Source organism: Azospirillum picis, assembly GCF_017876115.1.
GTDB lineage: Bacteria > Pseudomonadota > Alphaproteobacteria > Azospirillales > Azospirillaceae > Azospirillum > Azospirillum picis.
In genome coordinates this window covers 280,870-298,374 of sequence record NZ_JAGINO010000005.1, presented here as the reverse complement: position 1 = coordinate 298,374, position 17,505 = coordinate 280,870, and the positions used below count along the sequence as shown (strand labels likewise).

Below are 17,505 nucleotides of genomic sequence, written 5' to 3'. Positions count from 1 at the left end.
AAGACCCTGGGAGCAGCGCCGGCCGGCGCGACCCCCATTGCGGAGCATCGGCGGCTCGGCTATGCAGCCGGCATGAGCGCCGATGCCCTGCCCCACCCCGCCAAGCCCAGCCCGCCCGCCGCCGGTGATGTCCGGAGGGCGACGGGCATCGGCGCGATCGCCATCCTGCTGTGGTCGACCGCGGCCCTGCTGACCTCGCTGTCCAGCGCCATGCCGCCCCTGCAGCTCGTCGCCGTCACCTTCGGGCTGGCGTTCGCGGCAGGCACAGCCATTGGCCTCGCCCGCGGGCGCGACGTGCTGGCAGCGGTCCGCCAGCCGTTGCCGGTCTGGCTGGTCGGGGTCGGCGGGCTGTTCGGCTACCATGCCTGCCTGTTCCTGGCCTTCCATCTGGCGCCCGATGCGGCAGTGGAAGTCAATCTGCTGAACTATCTCTGGCCGCTGTGCATCGTTCTGTTCTCGGCACTGCTGCCGGGAGAGCGGCTGAAGCTGGCCCATGTGGCCGGCGCGCTCTGCGGGCTTGCCGGGACCATGCTGATCCTGGCGGGCCGCGGCGGCGGCCTGCACCTGGAGGGCGGCAATCTTCCGGCCTACGCCGCCGCATTGTCCGCCGCCCTGATCTGGGGCGCCTATTCCGTGCTGTCGCGCCGCTTCGGCAACGTGCCGACCGAGGCGGTCAGCGGTTTCTGCCTGGTCACCGCCATGCTCGGCCTGGCGGGGCACCTGCTGTTCGAGGACGCGACGGTCTGGCCGCAGCAGGCGGCGGGGTGGCTTGCGCTGCTGGCGCTCGGCCTCGGCCCTGACGGGCTGGCCTTCTTCGTGTGGGACCACGGGATGAAGCGGGGCGACATCCGGGCGCTGGGGGTGATGTCCTACGCGGTGCCGCCGGCCTCCACCCTGCTGCTGATCCTGTTCGGGCAGGCCAGCGGGAACTGGTCGGTGTGGGCGGCCTGCGCGCTGATCGCCGGCGGCGCGGTGATGGCGAGTTGGGATGTGATTCGCGGACGCTCCCGCGGTGGGAAGGGGGATGCCGGGAAGGCCGGTGGCAGGGCCGGCGAGACAGCGGCCAGGACCGGCGGCCGGGGCGACATGACAGGATCTTGACGGCGAATTCATGCCGCCCCGGCATCGAAGAGTGATAATCGGCAAGGGTCGCTCCGACTCTCCGCGGGTGTTCCACCGATGCCAGCGCAGCCGTCCTCCACCGCCTCCCCCACCACCGCCCCCTCCGGGCGCCTGGCCGCCGCCCGCGCCTTCCTGTCCGATGTCTGGCGCCTGACCCGCCCCTACTGGTTCTCGGAAGAGAAATGGGTGGCACGCCGCCTGCTGGCGTCGATCATCGCCCTCAACCTGGGAGCGGTGTTCATGGATGTCCGGTTCACCCAGATCAATGCCGACATCTTCAATGCGCTGCAGGACAAGGACCAGGGCGCCTTCGTGCATTCCCTGCTGCTGTTCGGCGGGCTGGCGCTGGTCTTCATCGCCGTGGCGGTCTACCGGCTCTACCTGAACCAGATGCTGCAGATCCGCTGGCGGCGGTGGCTGACCGAGCGCTACCTCGGCGACTGGCTGGACGGCCAGACCTATTACCGGCTGGCCTTCGCCGGCGGCCGCACCGACAACCCGGACCAGCGCATCTCCGAGGATCTGCGCAGCTTCGTGCAGCTCACCCTCGGCCTGTCGCTGGGATTCCTGACCAATCTCGTGTCGCTGGTTTCGTTCCTCGTGATCCTGTGGAGCCTGTCCGGCGCGCTCGCCATCCCGTGGCTCGGCATCGACCTGCCCGGCTACATGGTGTGGGTGGCGCTGGGCTATGCGGCGGCCGGCACCTGGATCACCCACCGGATCGGCCGGCCGCTGGCAGGCCTCAGCTACGACCAGCAGCGATACGAGGCGGATTTCCGCTTCTCCCTGGTCCGCCTGCGCGAGAATGCCGAGAGTGTCGCCTTGCAGCGGGGCGAGGCGCAGGAGGCCCGCTGGCTCGCCGCCCGCTTCGGCCGCGTGGTCGCCAACTGGTGGGACCTGATGCGCACGCAGAAGCGGCTGGTCTGGTTCACCTCCGCCTACGGGCAATTGGCCATCATCTTCCCGTTCCTGGTCGCGGCCCCGCGCTATTTCAGCGGTGCCCTGCCGCTCGGCGCGCTGACCCAGACCTCGGAGTCCTTCGGGCAGGTGCAGCAATCGCTGTCCTGGTTCATCGACGCCTATGTGAGCTTGGCGGACTGGCACGCCACGACCAGCCGCCTGACCGGTTTCCGGCAGGCGATCGGCGCGGTGCGGCGGGCCGCCCGCGACGAGGCGGGAATAGAGCGGAGGAGCGCCGCCGACGGGACCCTGAGGCTCGATGGGCTGGCACCGGCGCTGCCCGGCGGCGGACCGCCGCTGCTGCGCGCCGACCTGACGGTCGAACCCGGCGAGCGGGTGCTGATCACCGGCCCGTCGGGGTCGGGCAAGAGCATGATCCTGCGTGCCGTGGCCGGCATCTGGCCCTTCGGCCATGGCCGCATCGCCCTACCGGCCAACGGGGACGCCATGGTACTGCCGCAGAGGCCCTACCTGCCGATCGGCAGCCTGCATGCCGCCGTCGCCTACCCGGCACCGCCCGAAGCCTTCGACGCCGAAGCGGTGCGGGCGGTGCTGGACGCCGTCGGCATGGCCGGCTTCGCCGACAGCCTGCAGGAGGAGGACCACTGGACCAACCGCCTGTCCGGCGGCGAACAGCAGCGCCTCGCCATCGCCCGCGCCCTGCTGCACAGGCCCGGCTGGCTCTATCTGGACGAGGCGACGTCGGCCTGCGACCCCGAGACGGAGGAGCGGCTCTATCGCCTGCTGCGCGACCGCCTGCCCGAGACCACGCTGGTCAGCGTCGGCCACCGCGCCAGCCTCGCCGCCTTCCATGACCGCAAGCTGTCGGTGCGGCGGGACGGCGACGGAGTCGGGAGGCTGGCCCCGGCGGAGTAGCAACGCAGGCGGGCGCTCCCGTCACGCGCCGGCCCCCCGTGCCTCCGCCAGCAGCCATTGCCGGAAGGCGGCGAAAGGCGGATGGTCGGCCTTGCCGCGGGGATGAACGAGGTAATAGGACCGCGCGCTGTGGTGCGGGCGGTCGATTGCCGGCAGCAGCGCGCCCTCGGCCAGTTCATTGCGGACCAGAAGCGTCGGCAGCAGCGCCACCCCCAACCCGGCCTCCGCCGCCTGGGCGGTGGTGGCGAACTGTTCGAAGACCATGCCGGCGCCGGGACGCGGCGGCAACCCCTGCGCCGCCAGCCAGTCGTTCCACGCCTCGGCCCGCGTGCTGGTGTGCAGCAGCGGCAGCGCCAGCAGGTCGGCCGGCTCGCGCACCGGATGCGCCGCCAGGAAGGCCGGGGAGCAGACCGGCAGAACCTCCTCGTCCAGCAGATGGTCGCAGACGGCGTCCGGCCAGTCGCCCAGCCCGTAATGGATGGCGGCGTCCAAGTCGTGGGTCCGGAAGTCGAACGGAGCCAGCTTGGTGGTGAAATGGATCACGACATGGGGGTGGGCGGCCTGGAAGGCCGGCAATCGCGGCACCAGCCAGCGCGTGCCGAAGGTCGGCAGGATGGCGAGGTTCAGCACCCCGCCCTTCGGGGCGGCGATGGTCCGCACCGTCGCCGCCGCGATCTGGCGCAGGGCGTCGCGCACCGGCTCGGCATAGAGTGCCCCGGTCGGGGTCAGCGCCACCCGCTGGCCCTGCCGGGTGAACAGCGGCGTGCCGATCTGTTCCTCCAGCGCCTTCACCTGGCGGCTGACCGCCCCTTGCGTCAGCGACAGCTCGGCCGCGGCGGCGGTGAAGCTGCCGGTCCGGGCCGCCGCCTCGAACGCGGTCAGCATGCTCATCGATGGAAGGAGGCGGCGCTGCAGATCCATGCGACTTCATTACCAAAGCTCATGATGCCGGGAAAGAAAGTCGTTTGCACCCTGGAACGGCGGGGTGCAGGGTCGCTATCATTGGGAGATCCGGAACAGGCGGGACGGTTGGGCGATGAAGACCGGTGGTCAATTGGTCGTCGAGGCGCTGGAGGCGCAGGGCGTGCGGCGGGTGTTCGGCGTGCCCGGCGAGAGCTATCTCGCCGTGCTGGACGCGCTGCACGACAGCCCGATCGAGATGGTGGTCTGCCGCCATGAGGGCGGTGCGGCGATGATGGCCGAGGCGCAGGGCAAGCTGACCGGCCGCCCCGGCGTCTGCCTGGTCACCCGCGGCCCTGGCGCCACCAACGCCGCCTCCGGCATCCATGTCGCCCAGCAGGACGAGACTCCGCTGGTGGTGCTGGTCGGCCAGATAGAGCGCGGCATGCGCGGCCGCGACGCCTTCCAGGAGGTCGATTACGGCAAGCTGTTCGGCGGCATGTGCAAGTGGGTCGCCGAGATCGACAGCGCCGAGCGCGTGCCGGAAATGATTTCCCGCGCCTTCCACACCGCCATGGCCGGCCGCCCCGGCCCGGTGGTGCTGGCGCTGCCGGAGGACACGCTGACCGAGACGGCCGACGCCGCCGTAGCCCCGCAGGCCGAACCGGTGGAGAGCGCGCCGACCCAAGGCCAGCTCAAGGCCTTCGCCGAGCTGCTGGCCAAGGCCGAACGGCCACTGCTGGTCGCCGGCGGCTCGCGCTGGACCAAGGAATCGGCCTCGGCGCTGAAGACCTTCGCCGAGCGGCTCTCGCTTCCGGTGGCCGTCACCTTCCGCCGGCAGATGCTGTTCGACCACGCCCATCCGCTCTATGCCGGCGACATCGGGCTGGGCATCAATCCCAAGCTGACAGCCCTGGTCAAGGACAGCGACCTCGTCATCCTGCTCGGCGACCGCTTCTCCGAGGTGCCGTCGCAGAGCTACGGGCTGCTGGGGATCCCCGATCCGGGCAAGGCGATCGTGCACGTCCATCCCGGCGCGGAGGAGATCGGCCGCGTCTACCGGCCGGCGCTGGGCGTCGTCGCCACGCCGGGCGCCTTCCTGGAGGCGGCGGCGGGATTGGCCGTCGTGGCCCAGCCGGCCTGGGCCGCCCGCGCCGAGGCGGCGCATGCCGCCTACCTGGCCTGGAGCACCCCGCCCGAGGCGATCCCCGGCGCGGTGCAGATGGGCCGGATCATGTCCTGGCTGGACGAGCGGCTGGCGGACGACGCCGTCTTCACCAACGGTGCCGGCAACTACGCCACCTGGATCCACCGCTTCCACCGTTTCCGCCGCTTCGGCACCCAGGTGGCTCCGGTCTGCGGCTCGATGGGCTACGGCCTGCCGGCGGCGATCGCCGCCAAGCTCGAGAACCGCACCCGCGACGTGCTGTGCTTCGCCGGCGACGGCTGCTTCCAGATGACCGGGCTGGAGTTCGGCACCGCCGTCCAGGAAGGCGCCGCGGTCATCGTGCTGGTGGTCGACAACGGCATGTACGGCACCATCCGCATGCATCAGGAGCGCGAGTATCCCGGCCGCGTCTCCGGCACGCAGCTCCAGAACCCGGATTTCGCCGCCTTTGCCCGCGCCTACGGCGGCCACGGCGAGACGGTGGAGACCACCGAGCAGTTCGCCCCGGCCTTCGAACGCGCCCGGGCGTCTGGGCTGCCGGCCATCATCCACGTCAAGCTCGACCCAGAAGCCCTCACCCCCGGCCGGACCCTCTCGGAGATCCGCGCGGGGGGAAAGAGCAAGTGATTTAGGGAACCCTGCCCTCCCCCGGGGCGGGAGAGGGAAAATTCAGCATCACACCCAAGGAGCCACCCCGGTGCAGCACAGCGACATCCTCTCCCGTTTCGGCTTGACCTCGTCCGGGGCCGGGCTTTCCGCCCGCTCGCCGATCGACGGCGCCACGCTCGCCACGGTGGCGGAAACCGCGCCCTCCCAGGTGCCGGACATCGCCGCCAACGCCGCCCGCGCCTTCGAGGCGTGGCGCTCGGTCCCGGCCCCTCGCCGCGGCGAGCTGGTCCGCCTGCTGGGCGAGGAACTGCGCGCCGCCAAGGAGGACCTCGGCCGGCTGGTCTCGCTGGAGGCCGGCAAGATCTACCAGGAAGGCCTGGGCGAAGTGCAGGAGATGATCGACATCTGCGACTTCGCGGTCGGCCTGTCGCGCCAGCTCTACGGCCTGACCATCGCGTCGGAGCGTCCCGGCCACTCGATGCGCGAGACCTGGCACCCGGCCGGTCCCTGCCTGGTGATCTCCGCCTTCAACTTCCCGGTCGCGGTGTGGTCGTGGAACGCGGCGCTGGCGCTGGTCTGCGGCGACCCGGTGGTGTGGAAGCCGTCGGAGAAGACCCCGCTGACCGCCGCCGCCTGCCAGGTGATCTTCGAGCGTGCCGCCGCCCGCTTCGGCGATGCCCCGGCCAACCTGAGCCAGGTGGTCCAGGGCGGCCGCGCCGTCGGCGAGGCGCTGGTCGCCCATCCCGGCTTCCCGGTCGTCTCGGCCACCGGCTCCACCCGGATGGGCCGCGAGGTCGCCAAGCTGGTGGCCGAGCGCTTCGGCCGCTCGATCCTGGAGCTGGGCGGCAACAACGCGATGATCGTGGCGCCGTCCGCCGACCTCGACATGGCGCTGCGCGCCATCCTGTTCTCGGCCGTCGGCACCTGCGGCCAGCGCTGCACCACGCTGCGCCGGCTGATCGTCCACCGTTCGGTCAAGGACCAGCTGCTGCCGCGCCTGAAGGCGGCCTACGCCTCCGTCCAGATCGGCAACCCGCTCGACCAGGGCGTGCTGATGGGGCCGCTGGTCGATGCCGACGCCTTCAAGGCGATGCAGCGTGCGCTGGAGGCCGCCAAGGCCGAGGGCGGCACGGTGACCGGCGGCGAGCGTACGCTGGCCGACCGCTTCCCCGACGCCTATTACGTCACGCCGGCCATCGTCGAGATGCCGGGCCAGACCGAGGTGGTGCGGCACGAGACCTTCGCGCCGATCCTCTACGTCCTGACCTACGACACGCTGGATGAGGCCATCGCGCTGCAGAACGCGGTGCCGCAGGGCCTGTCCTCCTGCATCTTCTCCACCGACCTCCGCGAGACGGAGCGTTTCCTGTCGGCCTCGGGCTCCGACTGCGGCATCGCCAACGTCAACATCGGCCCCAGCGGGGCGGAGATCGGCGGCGCCTTCGGCGGCGAGAAGGAGACCGGCGGCGGGCGCGAGTCCGGGTCCGACGCCTGGAAGGCCTACATGCGCCGCCAGACCGCGACCGTGAACTACTCCTCGGCGCTGCCGCTGGCCCAGGGCATCAAGTTCGAGATCATGGGCTGAGCAAACCGCCTCCGGGGCGGACCGCTGCCGAACAGGCGGCCCGCCCCGATCACCGTTGCCCGCTCCGCCGCAGGAGCACCTTGACGGGTGTCGCCGGCGGCGGAGCGGAATTCGGTTCGCCTTGCGCGGCCCTCCGGGTACCGTTGCCCCGCGCCCTCGTGGGCGTTCGATCGCGCAACGGGGTACAGGGCGCATGTCGGAAGACGACACGAACCGCGACAAAACCCGCGTCATCCACGGCAGGACCGCGGAGTCGGCGGCCATGCTGGCGAACGTCCGCCGGGCGATGGCCATCACCGCAGCGCTCAACCGCCTGACGTTCGACGATGCGGACGAGGTCCGCACGCTGTTCGGGCAGCTCACCGGCCGGGCGGTGGACGAGAGCTTCCTGCTGATTCCGCCATTCTTTACGGCCGGTGGCGATGAAATCCGCGTCGGGCGCAATGTCTTCATCAACCAGAACTGCACCTTCTACGATCTCGGCGGGCTCGACATCGGCGACGACGTGATGATCGGGCCGAATGTCAGCATCATCACGACGGGCCATCCCCTCGACCCCTCGCAACGGCGCGCCGCCACCATCGGGAAGCCGATCAGGATCGAGAGAAACGTCTGGATCGCAGCCGGCGCGACGATCATCGGCGGGGTGACGGTCGGCGAGAACTCGGTCGTCGCCGCCGGCTCGGTGGTCACCAGGGACGTTCCGCCCGATACGCTGGTCGGCGGCAACCCGGCACGGCCCATCCGGTCCCTCAAGGACGGCTGAACTGCCTGGCGCCCAGGGGTGCCGGCAAGTTTCAGCCGGTCCGGCCGGGGCGCCGCCACCGGTGCTATCCTGCCAATTCGCTGGGGCAGGGTTTGATTTGACGCAATGCCGCAACCGGCCAGCCGGGTCTATCCTGGTCCCTGGTGGCCGATCCGGTTGACGTTCTGCCGTCCACCCCGACGGCGCCCCGGGCGGGGCGCCCCTTTCCCCGGCTGTCCCTGCGATTGCCGGGGGAAGGCCGGGTGGGCGGCGCCGCGGGTCCGCCATCGGTGCGGCCTGCCGGTCCTTTTTTTGCCCTGTTCGTGCAAGGCCGTAGCTGCGAGGACGCGCCATGACCGAACCCGACCAGCAGGAATCCCCGTCCGGCGGCTCTCGCCGCAGTGAGCGCCGCCGATCACAGGCAGGCAAACGGCCTTTCAGCCGCAGCGTCCCCCTGATCGGGGCGCTCGTCTGGCTGATGGCCGTCCCGACGCTGGCAGGGCTGCTCGCCGGGCGCTGGTTCGACGAACGCGCCGGTGGCGGCGTCCTCTGGACGGCGTTGCTGCTCGCCGCCGGCGTGGCGGTCGGCATCGGACTGGCCTGGAGCCGCATCGGGCAGGAGCGCTGAGCCCTGCCGCGGACCGGCCCGCTCCTCCTGGTCGCCGCTCAGTCCATACCGCCATAGCCGCCCACCCTGGACCCCCTACCCCGGACCCTGCGGGGGCAAGGCGGCGCTCGCGCGGCGGCCCTTCTCAGGGCTGCTGTCGACGGAAGATCATTCCCGCATGATGCAGGACGCCGTCGATGAATTCGCCATCGGCGGTGAAGCCGGTGTCGTCCCAATAGTCGATGTGGGTGCCGGTGACGACGTAACGGCCGCGATATGCGCTCCTGCGGCTGCCGCGGGCTTCGTCATAGCGTCCGTCGGGCAGAAGCTCGTGGCGGATGTGGCCGTCGGCGGTTACCCAGACGCCGACGAAGGACTGGGAATGCGGGTGAGGGGTCATGGCGTCCTCCGATGGAGTTCGATGGAGTTCGTCTTGTCTCAATGCGCCGACCGGGTCGGGCGCACGACGATCTCGTTGACGTCGACGTCGTCGGGCTGCTCGATCGCGTAGCGCACGGTACGGCCGATGGCGTCCGGCTGCAGGGCGATCGCGCGGTAGGAGGCCATCGCCTCGGCCGCCGCCGGGTCGGTGATGCTGTCGGCCAGTTCGCTCTCGACCACGCCGGGATGGATGCAGGTGACGCGGAGGTCGGCCCGCTCCTGCCGCAGGCCGTCGGAGATCGCCCGCACGGCGTATTTGGTCGCGCAATAGACGGCGGCCGTCGGGGACACCGAGAGCGCCCCGATGGAGGCGATGTTGACGATATGGCCGGAGCCACGCGCGGTCATCTCCGGCAGCACGGCGGCGATGCCGTAGAGGACGCCCTTGATGTTCACGTCGATCATCCGGTCCCATTCCTCGACCTTCAGCGAGGCCATGAGGGACAGCGGCATCACTCCCGCATTGTTGACGATCACGTCGACCCGTCCGAAGGCGGCGTGCGCCTCCTCCGCGAAGGCGGCGACGTCGGCACGGTCGGTGACGTCGAGACGGCGCGTCCGCACCGCGCCGCCCGTCGCCGCGATCTCGGCGGCGAGGGCGGCGAGACGGTCCGTGCGCCGTGCCCCGAGCATCAGACGGCAGCCGGCAGCCGCCAGTTCGCGGGCGATGCCGACACCGATCCCGCTGGAGGCGCCGGTGACGAGAACGACCTTTCCATCCGACATGTCCGGTTCCTTTCCTCTGGAATGCAAAGCGCCGGTTCAGCGCTTGCACGGACGGTAACCCCGGCTCATTGTCGCGATAAGCCGCCTTGTCGTGACTTCAGTGGAAAGGACAGCTAACCAATGTTGCCGGACCTGAACGCCCTGGCCGTCTTCCTGACGGTGGCGGAGGAGCGGAGCTTCCGCGCCGCGGCGGACCGCATCGGCGTGACCAGATCCGCCGTCAGCCAGACGATCCGCCGGCTGGAGGAGACCGTCGGCGTTGCGCTCGTCCGGCGGACGACGCGCAGCGTCGGGCTGACCGAGGAAGGGGAACGCCTGTTCAACGACGCCGCCCCGGCCTTGGCCGAGATGGGGGCAGCGCTGTCGTCGCTCGGCGAGATGCGCGGCCGGCCGCGCGGCCAGTTGCGTCTGGCGGTGTCGTCGATCGCCGAGGAGTTCCTGTCCGGAAGCTGGCTTGCCGCCTTCGCCGAGGCGAACCCGGAGATCCAGCTCGACGTCACGGTGACCGACGAGGAGTTCGACATCGTCGCCGAAGGCTACGACGCCGGGATCCGCCTGGGGGAGGTGATCGGGCAGGACATGATCGCCATCCCCGTCTCGCGCGAGCAGCGGCAGGTCGCGGTCTGCGCGCCGGCCTATCTCGCCCGTGCCGGCGCCCCGCCCCACCCGCGCGACCTGGTGCGGCACCGCTGCATCGGCTGGCGGAGCGCGCCGGGGATCGCCCCCTACCGCTGGGAGTTCGCGGAGGACGGCAAGGAGTTCGCCGTCGCGGTGGAGCCCGAGATCACCACCAACGACATGGCGCTGATGATCCGCCTCGCCCGTGCCGGGGCCGGCATCACCTTCGGGATGGAGGAGAGCTTCCGGGAGGTGATCGACCGCGGTGAGCTCGTGCCGTTGCTCGAAGACTTTTGCCCGCGGTTTCCCGGATTCTACCTCTACTATCCCGACCGCCGGAACCTTTCCCCTAGGCTTCGGGCGCTGCTGTCCTGCATCCGGCCGCCGCGTCGCCGGTGACCGCCGGGGCCGGCCGCATCCGCTGCTTCGCCGCCCGGACGTCGCGTGCCGGCGGCAGGCCGAACAGGCGGCCGTAGTCGCGCGTGAACTGCGGGACGCTTTCATAGCCGACGGCATAGGCTGCGGTGCCGATCATCACGCCCTCGGCGATCAGCATGCGCCGGGCCTCGATCAGGCGCAGCCGCTTCTGGAACTGAAGCGGAGTCAGCGAGGTGATGGCTCGGAAATGCTCGTGGAAGGACGACGGGCTCATCCCGGCCGCCTCGGCGAGGCGCTCCACCCGCAGGGTCGTGGCGTAGCCGGCGCGGATGATCGCGACGGCCCGGGCGATCCGCCGTGCATGGCCGTCGGTGACACCGAGGGCGCGGATGGCGCCGCCGTGCCGTCCGGTGAGAAGCCAGACATGAAGCTCGCGCATCAGTTGGGTCTGGAGGACGGAGAGATGGGCCGGACGATCGAGCAGGCGGATCAGCCGGTGCGCGGCATCCGCGACCTCCGCATCGGTGAGGTCGACCCTGACCGGAGCACCCGCCGAGGATGGCGTCGGGCCGAGTTCGGCCACCAGGTCGGCGATCACGGCGGGATTGAGGTCGACGACCAGGGCGTAATAGGGCGCGACGACGCTTGCGCGGGTGATCTGGCTGACGGTCGGCACGTCCGTCGTGATCAGCAGCGATTCTCCGGCGCTGAAATCGAAGGTTTGGTCGCCCATGGCGACCCGCTTGCTGCCCTGGAGCACCAGGGCGACCAGCGGCTGAGAGATCGCGTATTGCAGCGCCGACGGCGTCGTTTCACGCAGAAGGGTCAGGCCGGAGACCGGCGTGCGCACGATGCCGCTGCGGTCGGCATGCGCATCGGCGTAGCGGCGGACGGCGTCGAGCAGGGCGTCTGGCATGATCGGACGGTAGTGCGCGAGCGAGGCCGGCGCAACAACGCCGGAGGATCAGGCAAGACCGCGCGAGCATCCGGCAACACGGGACGGGCGTTCCGGGCCACTCTCTCCCCATCGCATCAAACGAGAGGGATCGGTCACATGACCCAGACCACTGCCCGGACCACTGCCCAGACCCCTGCCGGGATCGCCATCGTCACCGGTGCCAACCGCGGCCTTGGACGCAACACCGCCCTGAGCATCGCCAGGCATGGCGGCGACGTCGTCGTCGCCCACCGGGGCAACGACGCGCAAGCCCAGGAGGTGGTGGCGGAAATCGAGGCGCTCGGCCGCAAGGCGGTCGCGCTACGGCTCGACGTCGGCCGGATCGCCGGCTTTCCCACCTTCGTGGAGGCCTTGCGCGGCGCACTGAAGGAGCACTGGGGCCGCGACAGCTTCGACCACCTGATCAACAATGCCGGCCATGGCGAGTTCGCGGCGATCGGCGACACGACCGAGGCGCAGTTCGGCGGCCTCTTCGACGTGCATGTGAAGGGTGTCTTCTTCCTGGTGCAGGCGCTGCTGCCGCTCATCGCCGACGGCGGGCGGATTGTGAACCTGTCGTCCGGCCTGACCCGGGTGTCTTATCCCGGCTTTTCCGCCTATGCGGCGGCCAAGGGCGCGGTCGAGATCCTGACGGTGTACATGGCGCGGGAACTGGGCAGCCGCGGGATCACCGTAAACACGGTGGCTCCGGGCGCCATAGAAACCGATTTCGGCGGCGGGCTGGTGCGCGACGATGCCGGCATGAACCAGCAGTTCGCCGGCATGACCGCCCTCGGCCGGGTTGGCGTGCCGGACGACATCGGGCCGATGATCGCCAGCCTGCTCGGGCCGGACAACCGCTGGGTGACCGGCCAGCGCATCGAGGTCTCGGGCGGTCAGACCATCTGATCCGTTCCGGCCCCACTCCCAGAGGCTCGGCGGCCATCGGCGGCCGCTTGGTCACTTAGGGAGAGCGGCGGTGGCGCGGTGCGTCGTGAAGGCGACCAGCAGTTCGGCGGCGGCCAGTGCCGCGATCACCTCCGGGCGCTTGTCGCTGGTCAGCGCGGCGCCGATCGGGCAGGTCAGCCCGGCCAGCGCCGCCTCCCCGCGGCCGCGGGCGCGGAACCAGCGTTCGAACTTGGCGCGCTTGGTCGCCGAGCCGATCATGCCGACATAGGCGGCGTCGCCCCGGCGCAGTGCCGCCTCGGTGATCTCGAAGTCGAGGGCGTGGCTGTGGGTCAGCACCAGATAGCCCGTGCCAGCCGGCGCCGCCGCCAGCGGGTCGAGCGGGCTGTCGGTCAGGACGCGCTCCACGCCGGGGGGCAGGGCGGCGGGAAATTCCTCGGCACGGCTGTCGATCCACCACAGCCGCAGCGGCAGCGGGGCGAAGGCGGCCACCATGGCGCGCCCGACATGGCCGGCGCCGAACAGCAGCAGGGTTGGACAGGCATCGGCCGCCCGGCGCTCCCGCTCCTGCAGCGTGGCAACGGTGGCGGCGGCGGCGCGCTCCAGCCTGAGCACGACATGGCCGCCGCAGCATTGGCCGGTCGCCGGTCCCAGCGGCAGGTCGAGCGTCTCCAGGGCGCTGCCGTCCTCCAGCATGCGGCGGGCGGCGGCGATGGCGGTCCATTCCAACCGGCCGCCGCCGACCGTGCCGGCGCAAGAGTCCCGCCCGACCAGCATGCCGGCCCCCTCCTCCCGCGGGGTCGAGCCGCGCGCCTCTGCGACCGTCACCAGGACCGTGGGCTGGTCGAGGGCCAAGCGGTCGGCCAGGGTGGTGGAGAGCGGGATCATGCCGGGTCGGGTGGGGGAGCGGAGACCGGTTGCCTCCTCCCCGTCCCTCCCCCGCCTTCGGCGGGAGAGGGTGCCGTCTGCGAAGCGGCGGCAGTCCCCTCCACCGCCGGAGGCGGGGGAGGGTTAGGGAGGGGGCACTCCGTTGCGGCCCGCTGCCGTAGCGCCATGATGCAGGACAGCACGCGCTCCGGCGTCGCCGGGGCGTCGAGGCGCGGGCAGAGGCGGTGGTCGGCGGTGCTCGCCACCGCATCGGACAGTGCATGCAGGACCGACATGCCCAGCATGAAGGGCGGCTCGCCCACCGCCTTGGAGCGGAAGATGGTGTCCTCGCGGTTCGGTGCGTCGTCCAGCAACGCCACGTTGAAGATGCGCGGGCGGTCGGAACAGGCCGGGATCTTGTAGGTGCTGGGGGCGTGGGTGCGCAGGCGGCCCTGGGCGTCCCACCACAGCTCCTCCATGGTCAGCCAGCCCATGCCCTGGACGAAGCCGCCCTCGATCTGGCCGCGGTCGATGGCCGGGTTCAGCGAGCGGCCGCAATCGTGCAGGATGTCGACCCGGTCGACGACATATTCGCCGGTCAGCGTGTCGACCGTCACCTCGGCGCAGGCGGCGCCATAGGCGAAATAATAGAAGGGCGTGCCGCGGCCGGCGGCGCGGTCCCAATGGATCTTCGGCGTCTTGTAGAAGCCGGTGGCCGAGAGCTGCACCCGCGCCATGTAGGCGGCGCGGACCAACTCGGCGAAGCTCATGTCGCGGTCGCCCACCCACACCCGGTTGCGCTCGAACCGCACCGCCTCCGCAGGTACGCCCCAGTTTTCGGCGGCGAAGGCGACCAGCCGCTCCTTGATGGTGCGGGCCGCCGCCTGCGCCGCCTTGCCGTTGAGGTCGGAGCCGGAGGACGCCGCGGTGGCCGAGGTGTTGGGCACCTTGCCGGTGTTGGTGGCGGTCGGGCGGATGGTGTCGATGTCGACCTGGAACTCCTCCGCCACCACCTGGGCAACCTTGGTGTAGAGTCCCTGCCCCATCTCGATCCCGCCGTGGTTAAGCTGGATGCTGCCGTCGGTGTAGACATGGACCAGGGCGCCGGCCTGGTTGTAGTGGGTGGCGGTGAAGGAGATGCCGAACTTCACCGGGGTCAGCGCCAGGCCCTTGCGCAGGATGCGGCTGGTCCGGTTGAAGGCGCGGATGTCCTCGCGCCGCGTCCAGTAATCACAGGTCCGTTCCAACTGCGCCACCAGTTCCGGCAGGATGTTGTCGGTGACGGTCTGGTGATAGGGGGTGAGGTTGCGGTCCCGATCCCCGTAGAAGTTGCGCTTGCGGATCTCCAGCGGGTCCTTGCCGAGTGCGAAGGCGATCTCGTCGATCACCCGCTCGGCCGCGACCATGCCCTGCGGGCCGCCGAAGCCGCGGAAGGCGGTGTTGGACACCGTGTTGGTCTTCAGCGGCAGCGATTCCAGCCGGGCGGCCGGATAGAAATAGCCGTTGTCGGCATGGAACAGCGCGCGGTCGGTCACCGGGCCGGACAGATCGGCGGCATAGCCGGCCCTGGCGGCGAACAGCATGTCGACACCGTGGATCAGGCCGCTGCCGTCGAAGCCGACGCGGTAGTCGATCTCGAAGTCATGGCGCTTGCCGGTGATCTGGAAATCGTCGTCGCGGTCGGGGCGCAGCTTGGCGGCGCGGCCGGTCCGCTTGGCGACCAGCGCGGTACAGGCGGCGAACAGGTTCGACTGTGTCTCCTTGCCGCCGAAGCCGCCGCCCATGCGGCGCACCTCCACCGTCACCGCATGGCTCGGCACATGCAGCACATGGGCGACGATGTGCTGCACCTCGGTCGGGTGCTGGGTCGAGACATGGACGAGTACGTCGTCGTCCTCGCCCGGCACCGCCATGGCGATCTGGCTCTCCAGGTAGAAATGCTCCTGCCCGCCGACGGCGAGCCGGCCCTCGGCACGGTGCGGGGCGGCGGCCAGCGCGGCGTCGGCATCGCCCACCCGCAGCGTCATCGGCGGGGTGACCAGGGTGCGCTCCCCATCGCGGGCGGCGGCGATGGTCAGGACGGCGGGCAGGTCCTCGTACTCGATCACCGCCAGCCTGGCGGCGCGGCGGGCGTGGTCGCGGGTCTCGGCGGCGACGGCGAAGACCGGCTGGCCGACATGCTCGACCAGGGACGAGGCGAACAGCGGCTCGTCCTGCTTGCCCATGCAACCGATGTCGTTGACCCCCGGCACGTCGGCGGCGGTGAAGACCGCCACCACGCCCGGAGCCTGGCGAACCGGCGACAGGTCGATTGAACGGATGCGCGCATGCGCCCGGGTGCTGAGGCCGAGATAGACGTGCAGCAGGCCGGCCGGCTCGGCGATGTCGTCGACATAGACGGCCTCGCCGCTGACATGCTTGTGCGCGCTCTCATGGCGGCGCGGGTCGTGGGCGGCGCCCTGGATGCGGTCCGGCAGCGCGACGGGTGGCAGAGGGGGCGCCAGGGGAGTCGTCACGTCAGGCATGGGCAAGCCTCCGGTCGCCGACCAGGCGGGTTTCCGCCGCCGGGTCGCTGGTCTCGACATGGAACTTCATCAGCAGGTTGGTGGCGACCATGGAGCGATAGCCCGCGCTGGCCCGCCAGTCGCTCAATGGCGTGTAGTCGCCGGCCAGCGCCGCCATCGCCTCCCGCACCGCCTCTTCGGTCCAGTGGCGGCCGAGCAGCACCGCCTCGGCCGCGGGGGCGCGCCGGGGCGTACCGGCCATGCCGCCGAAGGCGATGCGGATGTCGGCGACCCGGCCGTCGGCGTCCAGCGTCAGGCGGAAGGCGCCGCAGACGGCGGAGATGTCCTGGTCGAAGCGCTTGGCGATCTTGTAGGCGCGGAAGCGCATGTCCGGCGCCGGCTTCGGCAGGATCACCGCCTCGACGAACTCGCCCTCGCGGCGGTCCTGCCTGCCGTACTCGATGAAGAACTCCTCCAGCGGCAGTTCGCGGATTTCCTCGCCGCGGCGCAGGCGCAGGGTGGCGCCGCAGGCGATCAGGGCCGGCGGCATGTCGCCGATGGGGGAGCCGTTGGCGACGTTGCCGCCGATGGTGCCCATGTTGCGCACCTGCTCCGCCCCGATGCGGCGGATCAGTTCGCCGAAGTCGGGATAGAGCGCCGCGATGCCGGCCGCCGCGTCGCTGTAGGTGACGCCGGCACCGATCACCAGCGCATCGCCGCGATCCTCGATGCGGCGCAGGGCGCGGACGCGGCCGGTGTGGATCACCGTCGCCAGCACGCGCTGGAACTTGGTTACCCACAGCCCGACGTCGGTGGCGCCGGCGACGATGGTGGCGCCGGGATTGTCGAGCAGGAGCTGCGCCAGTTGCGGCACGGTGGCGGGAGCGAGGAAGCGGCGCCCGCCGGCGCCGATGCTGAGGATCTCCTCGTCGCGCAGGGCCTTCAACCGCTCCGCCACGGCGGCACGGTCGGCAAGGCGGTCGCTGTCGCGCTCGCCGATGTCGTACATGGCGTGCGCGGCGCGGACGATCGGCTCGTAACCGGTGCAGCGGCACAGGTTGCCGGCCAGCGCGTCGTCGATGCGCCGGCCGTCCGGGCGCTCCTCGTTCAGGTAGAGCGCCAGCAGCGACATGACGAAGCCCGGGGTGCAGAAACCGCACTGCGAACCGTGGCAGTCGACCATCGCCTGCTGCACCGGGTGGAGCGCGCCGTCCGGCCCCTTCAGATGCTCCACCGTCAGCAGCCGGCAGCCGTCGAGCGTGGCGAGGAAGCGGATGCAGGCATTGACCGCCTCGTAGCGCAGCGTGTCGCCGTCGAGCCGGCCGACCACCACGGTGCAGGCGCCGCAATCGCCTTCCGCGCAGCCCTCCTTGGTGCCGACCCGCCGCTCCGACAGCCGCAGCCAGTCGAGGACCGTCAGGGTCGGATCGACCGCATCGATCTCCCGAAGCTCGTCGCCGAGATAGAAGCGGAGGCGCTGGCGCATGGCTGCTCCCGATGAGCTGGTGACGATGTGACGCAGTATTTCACCGGCGTCGACTCTGTCACCAGATCGG

At 70.8% G+C, this 17,505-nt stretch carries 15 protein-coding genes; 8 read left to right on the top strand and 7 right to left on the bottom strand.

Annotated features, from left to right (window positions below; all coding sequences use genetic code 11):
- Nucleotides 1-72: 72 nt before the first annotated feature.
- Nucleotides 73-1,101, top strand: coding sequence for an aromatic amino acid exporter YddG (yddG, locus tag J2850_RS10180; protein WP_209981202.1), 1,029 nt, complete (start codon nucleotides 73-75; stop codon nucleotides 1,099-1,101).
- 78 nt (nucleotides 1,102-1,179) lie between these two features.
- The gene (locus J2850_RS10175) at nucleotides 1,180-2,958 is read left to right on the top strand and encodes an ABC transporter ATP-binding protein/permease (RefSeq protein ID WP_209981201.1); all 1,779 of its coding nucleotides are present in this window, start codon (nucleotides 1,180-1,182) and stop codon (nucleotides 2,956-2,958) included.
- A 21-nt stretch (nucleotides 2,959-2,979) separates the two neighbouring features.
- On the opposite strand, the gene gcvA is transcribed toward J2850_RS10175, so the two are convergent.
- A complete protein-coding gene (gcvA, locus tag J2850_RS10170; protein WP_209981200.1) occupies nucleotides 2,980-3,879 on the bottom strand; it encodes a transcriptional regulator GcvA in 900 nt (299 codons plus the stop codon).
- Between the two features lie 115 nt (nucleotides 3,880-3,994).
- Between gcvA and J2850_RS10165 the strand changes: the two genes are divergently transcribed.
- The 4 genes from J2850_RS10165 to J2850_RS10150 all read left to right on the top strand — a co-directional run bounded on the left by J2850_RS10165 (nucleotide 3,995) and on the right by J2850_RS10150 (nucleotide 8,593).
- Complete coding sequence (locus J2850_RS10165; RefSeq protein WP_209981198.1) at nucleotides 3,995-5,653, top strand: thiamine pyrophosphate-binding protein; 1,659 nt, start codon at nucleotides 3,995-3,997, stop codon at nucleotides 5,651-5,653.
- A gap of 70 nt (nucleotides 5,654-5,723) precedes the next feature.
- Nucleotides 5,724-7,220, top strand: a complete 1,497-nt coding sequence (gene amaB / locus J2850_RS10160) for an L-piperidine-6-carboxylate dehydrogenase (RefSeq protein WP_209981196.1) — start codon at nucleotides 5,724-5,726, stop codon at nucleotides 7,218-7,220.
- A 193-nt stretch (nucleotides 7,221-7,413) separates the two neighbouring features.
- Nucleotides 7,414-7,986: a sugar O-acetyltransferase gene (locus J2850_RS10155; protein WP_246512958.1), complete on the top strand. Its 573-nt coding sequence runs from the start codon at nucleotides 7,414-7,416 to the stop codon at nucleotides 7,984-7,986.
- A gap of 331 nt (nucleotides 7,987-8,317) precedes the next feature.
- On the top strand, nucleotides 8,318-8,593 hold the full coding sequence (locus J2850_RS10150) for an AtpZ/AtpI family protein (RefSeq protein ID WP_209981194.1): 276 nt from the start codon (nucleotides 8,318-8,320) through the stop codon (nucleotides 8,591-8,593).
- A 124-nt stretch (nucleotides 8,594-8,717) separates the two neighbouring features.
- Here the strand turns inward: J2850_RS10150 and J2850_RS10145 are convergent, their stop codons facing one another.
- Both J2850_RS10145 and J2850_RS10140 read right to left on the bottom strand, forming a co-directional pair.
- Nucleotides 8,718-8,972: an Atu4866 domain-containing protein gene (locus J2850_RS10145; protein ID WP_209981192.1), complete on the bottom strand. Its 255-nt coding sequence runs from the start codon at nucleotides 8,970-8,972 to the stop codon at nucleotides 8,718-8,720.
- 38 nt (nucleotides 8,973-9,010) lie between these two features.
- Nucleotides 9,011-9,739, bottom strand: a complete 729-nt coding sequence (locus J2850_RS10140) for an SDR family oxidoreductase (RefSeq protein WP_209981190.1) — start codon at nucleotides 9,737-9,739, stop codon at nucleotides 9,011-9,013.
- Nucleotides 9,740-9,859: 120 nt separating this feature from the next.
- Between J2850_RS10140 and J2850_RS10135 the strand changes: the two genes are divergently transcribed.
- Nucleotides 9,860-10,756, top strand: a complete 897-nt coding sequence (locus J2850_RS10135; protein ID WP_209981188.1) for a LysR family transcriptional regulator — start codon at nucleotides 9,860-9,862, stop codon at nucleotides 10,754-10,756.
- Here the strand turns inward: J2850_RS10135 and J2850_RS10130 are convergent.
- On the bottom strand, nucleotides 10,707-11,651 hold the full coding sequence (locus J2850_RS10130) for an AraC family transcriptional regulator (protein ID WP_209981186.1): 945 nt from the start codon (nucleotides 11,649-11,651) through the stop codon (nucleotides 10,707-10,709). The genes J2850_RS10135 and J2850_RS10130 overlap by 50 nt on opposite strands.
- A gap of 138 nt (nucleotides 11,652-11,789) precedes the next feature.
- Between J2850_RS10130 and J2850_RS10125 the strand changes: the two genes are divergently transcribed.
- Entirely contained in the window at nucleotides 11,790-12,581 is a 792-nt protein-coding gene (locus J2850_RS10125) for an SDR family NAD(P)-dependent oxidoreductase (RefSeq protein ID WP_209981184.1), read from the top strand.
- A 51-nt stretch (nucleotides 12,582-12,632) separates the two neighbouring features.
- On the opposite strand, the gene xdhC is transcribed toward J2850_RS10125, so the two are convergent.
- Genes xdhC through xdhA form a run of 3 tightly spaced genes read right to left on the bottom strand, consistent with a single transcriptional unit; the run spans nucleotide 12,633 to nucleotide 17,435 of the window.
- Nucleotides 12,633-13,466: a xanthine dehydrogenase accessory protein XdhC gene (gene xdhC, locus J2850_RS10120; RefSeq protein ID WP_209981182.1), complete on the bottom strand. Its 834-nt coding sequence runs from the start codon at nucleotides 13,464-13,466 to the stop codon at nucleotides 12,633-12,635.
- Entirely contained in the window at nucleotides 13,463-15,970 is a 2,508-nt protein-coding gene (gene xdhB / locus J2850_RS10115) for a xanthine dehydrogenase molybdopterin binding subunit (RefSeq protein ID WP_246512957.1), read from the bottom strand. Before xdhB ends, xdhC begins: the two co-directional genes overlap by 4 nt.
- Nucleotides 15,963-17,435: a xanthine dehydrogenase small subunit gene (gene xdhA / locus J2850_RS10110; protein WP_209981180.1), complete on the bottom strand. Its 1,473-nt coding sequence runs from the start codon at nucleotides 17,433-17,435 to the stop codon at nucleotides 15,963-15,965. The genes xdhB and xdhA overlap by 8 nt, the downstream gene beginning before the upstream one ends.
- Nucleotides 17,436-17,505 lie beyond the last annotated feature (70 nt).

Coding starts and splice junctions, on each gene's coding strand:
- J2850_RS10150 (WP_209981194.1), top strand. CDS start 8,318: ATGACCGAACCCGACCAGCAGGAATCCCCGTCCGGCGGCTCTCGCCGC.
- J2850_RS10140 (WP_209981190.1), bottom strand. CDS start 9,739: ATGTCGGATGGAAAGGTCGTTCTCGTCACCGGCGCCTCCAGCGGGATC.
- xdhA (WP_209981180.1), bottom strand. CDS start 17,435: ATGCGCCAGCGCCTCCGCTTCTATCTCGGCGACGAGCTTCGGGAGATC.
- J2850_RS10155 (WP_246512958.1), top strand. CDS start 7,414: ATGTCGGAAGACGACACGAACCGCGACAAAACCCGCGTCATCCACGGC.
- J2850_RS10130 (WP_209981186.1), bottom strand. CDS start 11,651: ATGCCAGACGCCCTGCTCGACGCCGTCCGCCGCTACGCCGATGCGCAT.
- xdhB (WP_246512957.1), bottom strand. CDS start 15,970: ATGCCTGACGTGACGACTCCCCTGGCGCCCCCTCTGCCACCCGTCGCG.
- xdhC (WP_209981182.1), bottom strand. CDS start 13,466: ATGATCCCGCTCTCCACCACCCTGGCCGACCGCTTGGCCCTCGACCAG.
- gcvA (WP_209981200.1), bottom strand. CDS start 3,879: ATGGATCTGCAGCGCCGCCTCCTTCCATCGATGAGCATGCTGACCGCG.
- yddG (WP_209981202.1), top strand. CDS start 73: ATGAGCGCCGATGCCCTGCCCCACCCCGCCAAGCCCAGCCCGCCCGCC.
- J2850_RS10125 (WP_209981184.1), top strand. CDS start 11,790: ATGACCCAGACCACTGCCCGGACCACTGCCCAGACCCCTGCCGGGATC.
- J2850_RS10145 (WP_209981192.1), bottom strand. CDS start 8,972: ATGACCCCTCACCCGCATTCCCAGTCCTTCGTCGGCGTCTGGGTAACC.
- J2850_RS10135 (WP_209981188.1), top strand. CDS start 9,860: ATGTTGCCGGACCTGAACGCCCTGGCCGTCTTCCTGACGGTGGCGGAG.
- J2850_RS10175 (WP_209981201.1), top strand. CDS start 1,180: ATGCCAGCGCAGCCGTCCTCCACCGCCTCCCCCACCACCGCCCCCTCC.
- J2850_RS10165 (WP_209981198.1), top strand. CDS start 3,995: ATGAAGACCGGTGGTCAATTGGTCGTCGAGGCGCTGGAGGCGCAGGGC.